The organism is Polynucleobacter sp. JS-JIR-II-50 (assembly GCF_018687895.1).
Lineage (GTDB): Bacteria > Pseudomonadota > Gammaproteobacteria > Burkholderiales > Burkholderiaceae > Polynucleobacter.
The window spans coordinates 1,222,381-1,238,623 of the sequence record NZ_CP061307.1 but is presented as its reverse complement, the minus strand read 5'-3'; the positions used below and the strand labels follow the sequence as shown (position 1 = coordinate 1,238,623).

Annotated in this window: 4 protein-coding genes (1 of these 4 cut by a window edge); all 4 read left to right on the top strand. The window is 45.4% G+C overall.

All coding sequences use genetic code 11. The features are described 5' to 3' along the window. Positions 1-18: 18 nt before the first annotated feature. On the top strand, positions 19-1,740 hold the full coding sequence (locus tag FD963_RS06210) for a ShlB/FhaC/HecB family hemolysin secretion/activation protein (RefSeq protein WP_215361162.1): 1,722 nt from the start codon (positions 19-21) through the stop codon (positions 1,738-1,740). A 30-nt stretch (positions 1,741-1,770) separates the two neighbouring features. After that, positions 1,771-2,598, top strand: a complete 828-nt coding sequence (locus tag FD963_RS06205; protein WP_215361160.1) for a peptidylprolyl isomerase — start codon at positions 1,771-1,773, stop codon at positions 2,596-2,598. A gap of 23 nt (positions 2,599-2,621) precedes the next feature. Further along, complete coding sequence (locus FD963_RS06200) at positions 2,622-3,125, top strand: hypothetical protein (RefSeq protein ID WP_215361158.1); 504 nt, start codon at positions 2,622-2,624, stop codon at positions 3,123-3,125. Between the two features lie 1,206 nt (positions 3,126-4,331). Next, the coding region annotated (locus tag FD963_RS06195) for an autotransporter-associated beta strand repeat-containing protein (protein ID WP_215361157.1) crosses the window boundary (this coding region is incomplete at its 3' end): on the top strand, positions 4,332-16,243 show 11,912 of its 34,345 nt. 22,433 nt of the annotated region lie beyond the right edge of the window.

The following is a 16,243-nucleotide window of genomic DNA, read 5'->3' as shown; positions in this document are numbered from 1 at the left end:
ATGAATAACTTGCGACAGATGTTTTTTAAGCAAATTGGCCCACTAGCCATTCTTATAGCCGTAATTGGTGCTTTTCCGTCAGTTGTATTTGCACAGGTTGATGCTGGAGCCCTGCAACAGGGCCTAGAGAAGCAGTTGCCAATGCCATCACCTCTAGCGTTGCCGGAGCCAACAGCAAAAGAACCATTACGTCAAACTCAGCCAAGCCAAGGTGAGGTCACTTTTGAGGTTAAATCTTTCACCTTAGAAGGCGTCAATTTGCTGCCAGAGTCAAGCGTGCAAGAGGTGCTGAAAGCTTGGGTAGGACGCCCCGTTAATTTTGATGACTTACAAAATGCTTGTAATGCGGTAATGGATTTCTATCGCAAGAGTGGTTATACCGTTCAAGCTATTTTGCCCCCACAAAAAATTGCCAACGGTGTAGTCAAAATCTTGGTGACAGAAGCAAAGCTCAGTAGCGTAATAGTGGACACTCCGAATGGCCCAACACGCTTTGGCAAAGATCGGGCGGCTGAATATATTACCTATGCAAATCCGATTGGTCAGCCATTAAATACAAAGGCAGTTGAACGTGCCTTGTTAATTTTGAACGAAACCCCAGGCGCCATTGTTGCAAGTCAGCTAGAGCCAGGTGATAAGGATGGCGATACCGCATTAAGACTGCAGCTTACTGAGCCGCAATGGTATCAAGGCAAAGTTGAGGCAAATAACTACGGCAGTAGAACTACTGGTGCAAACCAAGGGGTGGTTGTCTTGAATGGCATTAATCCTTTAGGTATTGGCGATCAGGTATCTATAAATGGTATTTATTCCGAGGGCTCTCAGTATGTGCAGGGCGCTTATTCATTGCCAGTTTCTCCAGATGGTTTGCGTCTAGGTGTATCTGGTACTTATCTGAACTATAAGAATGTCAGTAATTATGCGCAAAGTGCTAGTGCTGGCTATGGTGATGCCTGGACCGGTGGCGTATCACTTGCTTACCCCTTGGTGCGTGAGCAAGGCACGAACGTAAACATTAACGCCAATTACGATGTCAAAAGTTATATGAATAAAAACTTATTGACGATGCAAACAATGAGTAGCTACAACATCAACAATGCCACGCTTGGACTGTCGGGGAATCATTATGATAGTTTTGGCGGCGGCGGCGTTAGTGCGGGCTCTGTATCGGTTGTACACGGCTATCTCGATATCATGGCGACGAGTTTGCAGGGTTACGGTCAGTACACGCCAGCCAACTTTACAAAATTTAATTTCTCTGGAAATCGTACGCAGCAATTAAGTGAGAGTGGTGAAACTTCTGCGTATGTTGGCGTGACCGGTCAATTGTCGACCGTGAACTTAAATTCAGCCGAACAAATCTATATGGGCGGTCCATACGCTGTGCGTGCTTATCCAGTTGCACAGGGTGGCGGATCACAGGGCGGCATTGCAACTGCAGAGTTGCGCCATCAATTTCCAGGGCGGATTACTGGTACCATGTTTTATGACCTAGGATTAGTTCAGCAATACAAAAATACCTACCCCAACTGGCAGGGCCTGACAAACGCTAATAACTTCTATTCTTTGCAAGGCGCAGGATTTGGCGCTAAGTGGGATTGGGAAGGTTGGAACTTGGGGGCAATGGTTGCCTGGCAGATTGGCAAAAATCCTCTCTATAGCTCTACAGGACAGCCCGTCAATACAGATGGCTCGACCACTAATCCCCGCGGCTGGTTTACTGGAAGTTATCAGTTCTAAAAAATTATTAATTTTGTGAGTTGTTCGCCAATGAAAAAAAATGCTCTTATCAGTTTATTAACATTGGCCGCAACAGCCATTGTTACCAATGTATATGCGCAAGCAAAGTCTGAATCTAATTTGGCTTATGAGTTTGTTGCCACAGTTAATGGAACAGCCATCACTCAAGGTCTTCTTAATCTCAATGTAAAGGCTGTTACGAGCCAGGGGCAAAAAGATAGCCCAGAACTGCGTCAGGCAATCAAAGAAGATCTCATTAATAAAGAATTGATTGCGCAAGAGGCAACGAAGCTGGGTCTTGCTAAGGAAATTGATTTCCCCGATCAAGTGACGCAGCTAAAACAAAACTTGCTGCTACAAGCATTCCTTGAGGACCATTTCAAAAAAGATCCTATTACGGATGCCAAGATGCGAGAAGAGTATGACCGCCAGCGCAAACTCATGGGTGAGGGTGGCAATGGCACCCAATACCGCTTGAGTCAAATTTTGGTCTCTAATGAGACTGATGCGATCGACCTGATCCGCCGAATTCAGAAGGGTGAGTTATTTGGCAAGCTCGCGCAAGAGTATTCAATTGATCAAGCCTCTAAGGCTCAGGGTGGCTCTTTGGGCTGGGTGATGCCTGGCCAGGTAATAGCCCCGGTTGCCAGTGTTATTCCTAACTTATCTAAGGGTGCAATTACCCAAGCCCCCATTCAGACTCAAGCGGGTTGGGTGATCCTCAAGCTGGACGATAAGCGGGCTTTTAAGATTCCCAGCTTCGATGAGGCTAAGCCGCAGATCCGCCAAGCAATTGTTCAGCAGTATGTTGCCGAAACCGTTAAAAACCTACGTGCGAATGCAAGGATTGTGCAATGACCTTCATAAAGAACCTCATCGCCATGGGCTTGCTATTGCTTGCCTTGACCGCTCAAGCTGAGAAATTAGCCTCCCAGAACTGGGTTGTAGACCTTAATGGGCAAACAAATGAGGCATACACAGCTAATGACTCCAAATCCTCGTTTGGGGTCTTCTGTTCGGGTGAGAAGTGTTTGTTTTACCTTCACCAGGCCCTTAAATGCGATCCAGGGACCAAATACTCTGTTCTGATGAATAGCCAGAGCATATCTACGGCCCTGAGCATGGAATGCACCCAAATTGGGGGTAATCTATTCCAGATTCTGGACCCATTTGATGCTGTTTTAAAGGCTACCCAGACAGGGGAAATGATCGGTTTTGCAGTAGCCCTCCAGTCCGGTGCATTTGCCGTCACCCGCTTCAGTTTGGTGGGGGCAAAACCCGCTATTGAAAGGGCACTTTTGGAGGCTGCAAAAAGCAAATTTCGGGACCAAAAACCACCCCCTGAAAACACCCCAAAATCGACCCTAAAAGATATCTCCATTTGAGTTCTATTTGCATCCTATTTTAGTCAACAATCAATACAAAAATAATGCGTGTAATTCATTTATGCAATCAATCAATTGAAGTGTACTCAAAGCAAAATTCTTGTGTGGAGAGAGTGGAAACGATGTTTTGTGAGTGTGATGCAAGCTAAAGTTAAAGTAAAAAATCACATAGCCATAGCGCAATTTTCAAATACTTAAAGTAATACATGAACTCAAAATAGTTCATTAACGGGCCAAAATTGACACCCGCCAAGGATCAGAAATTTCCTAAAAATGATCATCCAGAATTGGGAAATTTAAGCAGGGGATAAGCTAAATTTTGGGTGCAAAATCCGCTGTCAAAATGACCTGAAATTGACATCAAAAAAGCGTGTTTGATGGGGCAAATTTTTGACTACCACTGGATCCAAAATTGTTAAAAACTGACCCTCCAATTTGACCTCATTTTTACCCAAATTCGAAGGTATATTTGTAGCAAAATTTCTTAAAAATTCGTCAAGCATTCAGCTTCAAAACCACGTTAATTTTGAAGTAATCCGTTTACAAAATTCACTGAAAAATTTAATCAAAATTGCAGTAAAAAATACTCAAAAATTCACTGTAAAAATAGTCCAAAATTGACCCTATTTTGAGCTTAAAAGAGGGTAATTTTTAGCCCTGAGGAGTAGCTCAAACTGCTGCAAAAAATCCAAAACTGAGGATTTTGAGTGTGCACAGAAGTAGGGCATGTCAATTCAGGCGCCTTCAGACCCTTGTACTAACAGGGTGTCATTTATGCAGAAAATTGATCTACATCAAGGTTAGCTTTAAGGCTAATTATTGTGTATCCTGATTACTCCCTAAGCCATATAAACAGGGCTTTCCAGGGTGATCTGTAGTAAATAAAAAGTAGTAAAAAATTTGTCTTATCAACAGTTGTTAATTAATAACTGATTGCGTATTTTTGCAATCAAACAGTACGTAATTTTTTTGAAAAAACTAGTAGCAAAAATTCTCGATCAGCATGCATTTTTCTTTGCGAAAGCGAAGAGGAATTTTGTCGCGAAAAATTCGCACAATAAGACACGCTACGCAGTTGGATTTTTGATTCTCAGTCAGTTCAATTTTGCGATCTCACAGACCGCTCCAAATGCACTTCCAACTGGTGGAAAAATAGTCTCCGGAAGCGCCTCCATTTCGCAGACCCAAACGGCTAATTCTGCGACCATGAATATCAATCAAACTTCACAACGTGCGGTTGTGAATTGGGATAGCTTTAACGTTGGAAAAAATGCTACGGTTAACTTTAACCAGCCAAATGCCTCTGCAGTTACTTTAAATCGAGTAACGGGCACTACTCAATCGATGATCGATGGTGTTGTGCGTGCAAATGGACAAGTGGTGCTGGTAAATCCAAATGGTGTGACCATCAGTAAGGGCGCAGAAATTAATGCAGCCGGTGTTGTTGCGACAACAATGGACATCGCAAACAAAGATTTCATGGATGGAAAATCCACCTACAAAGGCAACGGCAAAGGCGCGGTTGTTAATGAGGGAAAAGTCAGTGCAAATGACCCCAATGGATACATCGCCCTTTTGTCCCCAGAAATCCGTAATGAAGGCTACCTTTTAGCCCGAAAAGGGGCCAATTCTGCGGTCGCTATGGCTGCTGGCGAGCAGATTACCCTCGATTTCCGGGGTGACCAGCTCATTTCGGTCAATGTGGACAAGGCGACTTATGGCGCCCTGATCGAAAATAAGCGGGTTGTAGAGGTCAAGGGTGGTTTGATCGTGGTAGCTGCAGGCTCAGCAAATCAGCTCATGGGATCGGTTATTAAGAACACCGGCCGTATTTCAGCATCTTCAGTGGTCAATAGCGGGGGTGTCATTGAATTGGTCGCCTCTAACGTTACCCAGGCAGGCACCGTATCCGCAAACGGTAAGGGCGCCAACTCTAAGGGTGGTCAGGTCTATATCGTTGGTGAAAACATCACCTTGGCCCAAAACTCCAAAACTACGGCTACTGGTAAAGCAGGTGGTGGTAGTGTCGAGGTAGGTCTTGGCAGAACTCAAGTTACCAATACAAACCAAGCGCCTGTCCAAGAAGTGGCAAAAGCAGCAACCGCGCTTACCACCACTGCAAGCATCGATACTCGTCAAGCAGCTGCGCAACAAGTTGCTACTGTAGCAACTCAGACAAAACAAATTGCTAAAACTGTCACGGTTCAAGATAACGCACTGGTAGATGTCTCATCTACTAAAAAGGGTGATGCTGGAAACATTGTGATTTGGTCTGAAGTGAAAACGACTGTGAACGGAATTCTGAAAGCCGTTGGTGGATCACTTGGTGGTAACGGTGGATTTGTTGAGACCAGTTCAAAAGGAATTGTGAATGTTGGTAAACAACTAGTCATTGATACGAGCGCTGCAAAAGGTAAGTCTGGTTTGTGGTTCTTAGATCCAATTGATTTGATCATCGATGCTAGCGCGGCGAATGTTATTTCATCTGCGTTAACAAACAACAACGTAACGATTGCTGTGAATGGCAATATCTGTCCGAGCCTTGGCAGCTGTACTCAAAACGGTAGTGGTAGCTTGACACTTGCAAGTGGCGCAGATATCTTGAAGCAGGGTGGCTCACTCACGACATTGAAATTAATTTCCTCTGGAATCTTTAATCTCAACGCAAATATTTCTGGCGCAGATCTGAATGTCATCATCAATAGTTCAATTGCATATCTGAACGTTGGTACTACGATTAACGCATCACAAGTAACAGTGCAAGCGCAAAGTATTTATTCGAATGGAACGATCAATGCATACGGTGTAAGTAATGCATCAACACCATTGGGCGCTGCAATTCAATTGCTTGCGCAAGCAGTGTATGTATCTGGTCGCCTGAACGTTGCAACCAATACCAACACAAGCAACAACACAAATACAAACAGCAATACGATTACGTATAACGGTAATGTGATTCGTAAGGAAGACATCCCAACGTTCTTGACGGCGCAAAACAATGCAACAACCGCACTTGATGTGGTGTATTCAACGACTGCGGCGAACGATTCGGTCGCGGATCGCATTAATACACAGACCAATGTCATCTATTTGAATGCGGTAAGAGAGATCAATCTCTACAGCACAGCAGAAATCAAGGCTAACGGTACTACCGGTGGCGCTATCAATATCACTGCGCAGGCATTTAATGCCGAAAGCGGTTCATTAATTCAAGCCAACGGCAACAACGGCCCCGGTGGTGTAATCACTCTAACAACTAGCGATGTACACCTTTCAGGAGCGATCAGTGCTAACGGCACAACGGGTGGCTCTTTTGCGCTTTCTGCAAATTCTGCCCAATTTGACGGCACTGCGACCATTCAGACCAATGGCTCAAGCGGCCCTGGAGGCACCATATCTATTGATGTTTCACAAGATTCGGTGTTTGTCAATAGTGGTTTATACGCAAACGGTTTAACAGATGGCGGAAGCATCCGAATCCTCTCTCGAGCAGGGAATTTAAGTCTTTTTGACTCATTAATTCAGACTAATGGCGGCAATGGTCGCGGCGGTAGCATTCTGCTTTCCGCAAATAATGGCAGTACCAGCATCTCTAGCGCAATCGAATCCATCGGCGTAACCCAAGGCGGCAATATCCTCATCACCGCCAACGACATCACCCTAGAAAACAACTCAAATATCACCGTAACAGGTAACACTGGCGGCGGAACTGTGCTCGTCGGCGGCGATTGGCAGGGTAGCAATGGCGTTTATCAAGCCACAACAGTCACGATGAAGCAAAGCGCAGTGATTGATGCCAGCGCATTGGTCAACGGAGATGGCGGTAAGGTGGTTTTGTGGAGCGATGTTCAAAATCACAACTCGCGCACAGAAGCCCACGGCTCAATCTATGCAAAAGGCGGCGTCATCAGTGGACGCGGCGGTAATGTAGAAACTTCTGCTGGCACTCTTAACGCTGAAAATATATTTGTAGATACAAGGGCGGCCGATGGTACTGCAGGTAACTGGCTACTAGATCCATATAACTATGTAATCAGAGGAACAGCAGCGGCCAATATTGCAAGCGCACTTTCTACATCTAACATTACTATTGATACAAGTGCATCTTTATCATCTTCCTACTACAACGACATAGGAAATTGCACTACATGTGGCGATATCACCGTCTATAACGCCATCACCTATACGGGCTCAGGCGCGAGAACACTAACCTTAAAGGCAGATAGCTCAATCTCGATTTACGCCAATATCACTTCTACTAATGCTGCACTCAATGTGATTTTATGGTCTGATCAGCAACAGAAGGGTGGTAATGGCGTTGGCGGATGGATATATCTAGATTCTGGCGTAACCATCTCATCTAATGGCGGCAAGATTGTTCTAGCAGGTGGTAGCGATAATGGCGCAAACGGCGGCACGTCTGGAGACGGAATTCCGGATAACTTTGCTTGGAACGCCTTAACAAACGATAAAGCCGGTATTCAGTTTGGACCTATCGGTGGAGCTAGCGCTATTAGCGGAAGCTCAATTAACCTGCTGAGTAATGGCGGCGATATTATTATGCGCGGATACACATCCGGCGTAACTCCATACCCTGGCATGACCACGCAAAAGACGTTCAAGATTGATTCTGGAGTTGGAACGATTTCAATTTTTGGCGCAAGTAATGTTGGACATGGATTTGAGTGGGTATATGGAATCGATGCGGCTGATTTTGTTATTACGTCAGCCAGCACAAGCTCCAATGCAATCTCTATTACTGGCTCAACAGCAAGATCTGGGTATACGGCCGGAATTGTTGCATTAAGAAGCGGAAACTATCTCATTCAGTCAACAGCATCTACTGGTGGCGGCATTCAATTTGTTGCTGATAACCAAACTGCGTCTGGCGATCAGATGATTTTCAGTGGTGCTGGTGGCACAGCATATATTTTGTCTGCAAATGGCCCAATTAATTTTTCTGGTTCTGGTGGCGCCTCAGGGTTCAACGCTAACGGGGGCGCAATTAAGTTGGGCAGTAATTCTGCGGTGACCGTTAATGGCGTCACTTCAAGCGTTGCATCGTCAACCAGTAACATCATATTGACCACTAATCATTTTTCATTTGGCGCTAGCTCAGCTATCAATACCACTGGTTCATTGACCATCCAGCCTTTTGGAACTTCATTCAGTGACGTCACTTTATCGAATCTTAGCTTTGCCTCAAGTTTCAGCCAAGTTACCCTTGGTAAAGCGGGTAATGCAGGTCGATTGACGATCAGTAGCAATATTGCATCAGCTGGTGCGTTCACCATTTATAGCGGTAGGCTACTTATTAGCACCAATATCTCTGTTACTTCAGTTGGCAATATGTCCGTAACGACGGTTTTCCCTACAAACGAGATCGGTCTTTATCTTTATAGCGGCGCATTGCTAGAGTCCACTGGCGGCACGATGAATATCACTGCCGGCTCCGGTGGCTCATATGATATTTACACAACCAATGCCACAATCCGGTCATATGGCGATTTAACAATCACTGCTAACGCTACAAGTAATAGAGCTATCACACTAGATCCGAGCAGCTTGATTCGATCTACCAATGGCGCCTTAACTATTACAACAACATCAACGGCTGAGATTGCTCTCTGGCTGAATACTAGTACCCAGATTTTGGCATCAGGTGCAATTTCGATTACAGCGAATTCCTCCACTAATGAAGGATTGTTTTTAGAGGCAAATTCAAAGATTCAATCTACTGGCAGCACATTGGATATTTCAGCTTCAGGCGGAATCCTTTTAAAAACTGGAACCCAGCTTTTATCAAGTGGCAACTTAAATATCTTTAGCAATGGAACTGCAACAAGTAGAGAGGGGCTCGATATTTACGAAGGCGGCTCTGTCGTAGTTCAATCCAGTGCCGGCAATGTCAACATTAATGCAATTGGTTATCACGGCATTTATTTGAGTAATGCCTCGACGACGATTCGTGCGTATGGCGATTTAAATATCAATGCGCTTGCTAATACAGAAATTGCTATTTATGGTTCAGCATCCGGAACTTGCGCAACAAGTCAGTGCGGATTAATTTCCGATACTGGCAACATCACAATCAATGCTATTTCAAAAGATAATAGCGTTAATGGCTACTACGCATACTATTTGCGTAACCCGATAGTGGCTAATGGAACTGATAGCGGCAAGGGAAATGTTTATATCAGCGCTACTGGTAAATATGGCGGTATCTATGGTGATGGTGGAACTTATGCCTATCTTAAAGCGCAGGGGAATATTGATGTAATTGCTTATGGTGGCGCATCAGGCGGTTATGGTTACTACAGTAACGCGGCGGGTCCATCTTTAACTTCAAATGCTGCTGGTGGATTGATGCGCTCCACAGCTGGCAACATTACTATTTCCGCATATAGTGCATGGGATGTAGGATATGCCTCTGACAGTACTAGTGCGAACTATGTGGCATTAGCTGGAAATATTGCTATTCAAGGATCCACGCTATCTAGCAATTCTGGAGATGCCGTTTCAACTGCAAATGCGGCAATCCTTGCCGCATATAACTCGATTTACTCGACCCTTACTGGCGCCGCCAATCCACGTACTGCAACGGCAACCGGATATGCAACTGCTAGCGCCGGTAGTGCGGCAACTGGACAGTATTGGGGGGTTGGACTTAAAGGAAAATTCTTTGCTCTTAATAATCCATACACCGTAACCTCTGGAACTGCACCCACATCAGGGGGGGCGATTACGATCCAGGGAAGAAATTTATATGCCGTCACTCCAGGTACCGTTGATACGGGATCAGGTTTAACAATTTGGGATGGTGGAAATATCTATTCCTATGGTGCATTAAGCATTACTGGCTACGCAATTGGTGGCCGAACTGTTGCTGATGGTGTCAATGCCAGCACTGGTGCCAATCATGGCATCAACATCTGGTCCACCACAACAACACTACGCAGCTATGCCTCTTCAGTAACGCTCGCAGGATATGCTAACGGACAGAGGACTGCCAGTAATTATCAAGCAAATCTAGAGTCTGCGGGCATTTTCATTTATTCAGACGCTAATATTATTAAGGCGTATACCAATGTCAGTATTACTGGCATCGATATGAGTGGAATTGGACTTTATATTGGTAATTTCTATGCTGGATCGAATGGCATAGTTGCTGATACAGGTTCAGTAACCATTAATAGTATTAACAATAATTCAAACTGGTATTCGACTTATTTGCGCCAATCAGTAACAGCTACGGCCGGCGCAGTCACAATCAATGTAGCCGGTCAATTTGGCTTGTCCATGGATGATGGTCAAGGTGTAATTACCGCAGCAGGGAATGTCAATATCAATGCCTACACTAGTTTGTATACCTCGTTTTATCTGAGCACGGGTGTAAGTAACACCATCCAATCATCTGGAGGCAGCATTATTATTTCTGCCACGAATGCTGGTAGCAATACTGATAATTACGCCGTCAATGAAGGCTCCACAACCAGCATTACAGCAAACCAAAATATTATTTTCCAGGGTGCTAGCTTAGCTTCGGCTACCCCAGGAAGTCTTACTAGCGCCGCTGGAGCTGCAACACCAGTATTCGCTTCCGCAAATTCTGGTTCGGTGATGACTGGACCAAATGCAACGCGCACACTTTCATGGGCTGGTGCCATGACAGCCACTAATGGCTATATCTCCCTGAGTGGTAGCTCAGTAGTTAGTGGCTTAATGACTGCAAGCAACGCTAGCGGCGGCTTGGTATTAAGCGGTACAGGAACCTATAACCTTTCCAATACATCAAATGCTATTTCCACCATTGGTGCAAGCATTGGTAGCTCAAGCCTCACATTTGTTGATGGAAGCTCTTTAAAGATTGGTACCGTCAATAGCGTAACTGGTATTACTGCAGGCGCCTTGACTCTAACTGCAGCAGGGTTGACTGGATCTTCTAACATCACCCCGAGCTCAGCAAGCACCATCACCATTAATAATTCCAGCGGTAGCCCTGAATACAGTGGCATTATTTCTGGATCTACGGCTGTAACGAAGTCTGGTAACGGCACTCAAATATTCTCAGGAGCTAATTCCTATAGCAGTGGAACTACTGTCAGTGGCGGTACGCTTCAGGTAAATGATGGCGGAACATTTGGTAGTGGTACTGTTGCCGCAACTGCAACAGTCAAATTTAACCTCACAGCCGATGCATCGTTTGCCAATGGTTTTAATTTAACCAGCAACGGTACGATCATGAATATTGGTACGGCAGTGCCTACCTTTACTGGGGTAATTAATACTGCCGCTACGTCTACAACTTTGCTAGATGGCGGTACAGCTGGTTTGATCGTTTCTGGTAATGCAGCGCCAACAGCCTCGGGCGCTGGTTACTGGGTCAAGGGTAACGTCACTTTCATGGGTAACGCCTTAAATACACTGGTAATTAGGGGTGTAAGTAGTGGGGTGGCAACCGTCACATTTGCATCCTCGAATGGGGTGACGACCTTTACTCCTTGGTTCGTCGGTACAAGTGAATCCACCGCCCCAATGAATATTGTGGTGAATTCTGGTGTGACAGTCACTGAAGATGCCTCGCAGGGAGCGGGCTCTTTGTATTACGGCAGCCTCAGTGGGTTGGGTACGTTAAATCTTCGCGGTTCAAGTGCTACAGCCTATATCTTAGGTGCTTCATCTATTGACACATTAACTGCAACTTCAAATATCGCATTGAACGTCGGCAATAACACGACATCCGGTTCCATTGCCTCTGGAAACATTACGGCTAATGGAGGAATCACTTTAGATTCCTCGTCAGCATCTTATACGTATTCAGGAAGATTAAGCGGCACAACTTTAACTAAAAACGGTTCTGGTGCAGTGACCTTGAGTGGCGCTAATGACTACACTGGTTTAACTACCATTTCTGCCGGAACTCTCAAGCTGGGTAATGCTACCGCCTTAGGAACCACAGCAGCCGGAACAACTATTACTGCTGGAGCGGTGCTTGATTTAAATGGCCAAACTATTGCTAATGCTGAGGCATTAACCATTAACGGTACTGGTATTAGTAGTGGTGGCGCAGTGATCAATAGTAGCGCTACAGCAGCTTCTTATTCTGGCCTTGTTACTCTTGGAAGTGCAAGCTCAATTGTTGCTGGCACGGGAACAATTGCACTAACTCATAGCGGAACTATTTCTGGAACTTACGGATTAACCTTAGGTGGTGCTCAAGGCGGAACAGTGAGTTCTATCATTGGCACATCCACAGGAACATTAACAAAAGCGGATGCTGGTACTTGGACGCTTAATGGCGTAAACACCTTCACTGGTGCCATCACCATCAGCGCTGGTAACTTAACAATTGGTGGGTCTGGTTCTTTGAATTCTGGTTCCTATGCTGGAAACATCTCTGTTGCCAATACAAGTAGCGGTAAGCTTCAGTTTGCATCCAGTGCTACACAAACCCTCTCGGGCATTGTTAGTGGAGCAGGAGCGGTAACGATTTCCGGAACGGGAGCGCTTACCCTTACTGGAAACAATACTTACACTGGAACCACTACTGTTAACCTGGGAAGTACGCTGAATTTAACCCCGGCTTCTGCCTTTACAGAAACCTTGAGTGGTGATTTCGTCAATAACGGAACAGTCAATTTTGACGGTTCCAATGGATATGGCGCTGGTCTTACAGCCTCCCCGATCAATATTGGAAATGCTTCCGGCTCAGGCGCATGGAACATTACAAGTTCAGTAAATCCAGGACTATGGAATAACCGCCTCGTATTTCAGGGAACCTTAACAACCAGCGGTCTAATGACTGTAAGCAATTACGGTAATCTCTGGATTGTTGCCTCGACTACATCAGGCATTAACTCCACATCAGCAATCTATTTGAATGGTGTCAATACTTATCTGCGTGTTTATGGCGTAGCCAACGCAGTCTTAAAGGTTGGTACGCTTACCGGAAGCGGTAAGGTAGATTTTGCCGATGGCGGCGGTGGCAAGGCACTCACTTTATCTATTGGCAATGACAATGGTACTGGTGCCTTCACAGGAACTATCTTAAACTCAGGCGCCTCATCTCCAACAACGGTCCTTGGTTTAACCAAGGAAGGCAGTGGCACTCAAACCCTATCAGGAACTAATACCTACACTGGTGCAACTGCAGTAAATGGTGGAACACTAACATTTGGCATTGCTGATTCGATTGCCAATAGTGCAAGCGTCACATTGGCAAATACTGCAGGTGTTGCCTTCAATTTGGGTGGATATAACCAAAGCATTAAAAACTTGAGCGGTGGCGGTGCAACAGGTGGAAATATCACCTTAGGTGATAAAAAGCTCACTGTGACACAAACTTCTGGTGCTAGCTATGACGGTGTTATGTCAGGTACGGGCGGTCAACTTACAAAAGAGGGTGGTAGTCAACTTACGCTAACGGGCTCAAATACTTATACAGGTGCAACCACTATCAACGGCGGAACTCTCAAGGTTGGCGCATCGGGTGGCGTTCTTTCAGATTCAACAGCAGTCGTGCTTGGTGGCAGCGGAACCCTCGATGTGTACTACAGCGAAACTGTTGGGTCAATTGCTGGTTCTGGAACTATATACACACAAAATCCAGGTAGTGGCGTAGTGCTGACTATGGGTGGAGATAATTCCTCAACAAGCTTTAGCGGTAACTTGTCTTATGGAATGACCGGTCTTGGCTACATTAAAAACGGATCTGGCACGCTCACACTATCAGGCACCAGCACATTCACTAACTTTAGCGTTACAGTGGGTATCGATATTAATGGCGGTGTAGTTTCACTTGGCTCATCCGCTGCACTGGGCAACATGTCAGGCACTGCATATATTGGATTTGGTGGCGGAACATTACAGTACTCATCAAGCAATACAACAGACTACTCCGGTAAATTCAAGTCCAGCCCAACACAATCATTTTCGATTGATACCAATGGTCAGGATGTGACCTTTGCTTCTGCCTTAGGCGGTGCAAGCTCTACGCTTACTAAGTTAGGTACAGGAAAACTGACGTTGACTAATGCCAATACCTACGGTGGCATTACAACAATTTCTGCAGGAACCCTGGCAATAGGGGGTTCTGGATCTTTGGGATCTGGTGCTTATGCAGCCAACATTACTAATAATGCGGCGTTGTTGTATTCCTCTAGCGCTGCTCAGACCTTATCCGGAATCATCTCTGGCAGCGGAACAGTAACAAAAGACACATCGAGCAGCAGCACCTTAACACTATCTAATACCAATACCTATAGTGGTCTTACCAGTCTTAATAGCGGTGTTATTAGCGTTGCGGCTGACGGCAACCTAGGTACAAATGCCGGCCTGGCATTTAACACCGGAACTTTGACTATTACTGGATCTAGTTTCAGTTCAGCTAAGAACATCACCTTAAATGGTGCCGGTACTATTACTAATAACAATAGCGCTGGCGCTACCTTGAGCGGAAGCGTAACCAACGGCTCTAACTTACTTACCGTAAATGGCACAGGTAATACCACTATCTCCGGAGTAATTGGTTCTGGTTCAGGTGGTTTGACTAAGGCAGGCGCAGGTACCTTAACTCTATCTAATACCAACACCTATAGTGGTCTAACCAGCATTAATGGTGGAGTTATTAGCGTTGCGGCTGACGGCAACCTAGGTACAAATGCCGGCCTGGCATTTAACACCGGAACTTTGACTATTACTGGCTCTAGTTTCAGTACAGCAAAGAACATCACTTTAAATGGCGCTGGCACCATTACTAACAACAATAGCGCTGGTGCTACCTTGAGTGGCAGCATTACCAACGGCTCTAACTTACTTACCGTAAATGGCACAGGTGATACCACTATCTCTGGAGTGATTGGTTCTGGTTCAGGTGGTTTGACTAAAGCAGGGGCGGGTACTTTAACCCTATCCAATACCAATACTTATAGCGGCGATACCGCCATCAGTGCAGGTACCTTGGTAATTGGTAGCGCAGGAACACTTGGTTCAGGCGCATACGCCGGGGCTATTCTCAATAACGGCATCTTTAAGTATTCATCTAGTGCAGATCAGACGATCTCCGGCGCAATCTCTGGTACGGGCGATCTATATAAAGACACTAATTCAATCTCAACGTTGACCCTGTCATATGCCAATACTTATGGAGGTAGCACCACCATCTCCGCTGGTACTTTGGCGTTGGGCATTAATAATGCATTACCTACCGGAACAGCATTAACAGTGAACGGTATCTTGAATCTCAGTGGTTACGCTCAGACCGTTGGCTCTCTGACTGGTTCAGGAACAATTGCCAACGAGATTAATGTCTCTAAAGTTGGTTTAGTTCTGTATTTGGATGCAGCAAACGTGTTGTCATATACAGGTTCTGGATCAATGACCTGGACAGACTTAAGTAGCTCAGGCTACAACGGTACCTTTACTGGTACTCCTACTTATGATGCTGTTAATAAGGCAATCGTATTCTCAGGCGATGACTATGTGACGCTGCCTTCCGGATTTGCCAACTTTACTAACGGTATCACCATTGTCTCCAAGGCAAATCTTGGAACAGCAAATATCTGGGAACGCATCATTGACCTTGGCGGCGGCGGTGAAGTCAATAACATTCTGTTCTCAAGAGGTGGCACTACAACCAACTTGATGTACCAGCTCTACAACACCAATTTGCCGACATCTTATAACGGTGGAAGTAGGATAGTTGACAGTACTTTTGCGAACTACGCAGCTAGTCAAAATCTCTCTGGTACTCCAGCGCTGTATGTGAATGGTTCGGTTGTTAGTGGCACAGTAGATGGTGGTACTTGGAATGCACTCCCTAATAATGTCACTCGTACCAGCAACTTTATTGGTAAGAGTAATTGGAGTGCTGATGCCTTATTGCAGGGATCTTTAGGTTTAGTGACTTTGTATAACCGTACATTAAGCGCTGCAGAAATTAGCGCCTTAAATACACAGATCAATCGTAGCGCTAGCCTAGCATCATCAACTCTGACTGTTGGCGGATCTGCGACAACTTCATTCTCTGGTTCTATTAAGGATGGCGGGGCAACAATTGCGCTAGCGAAGTCTGGCTCCGGAACTCTAACCCTTTCTGGCACAAACTCCTACTCTGGCGG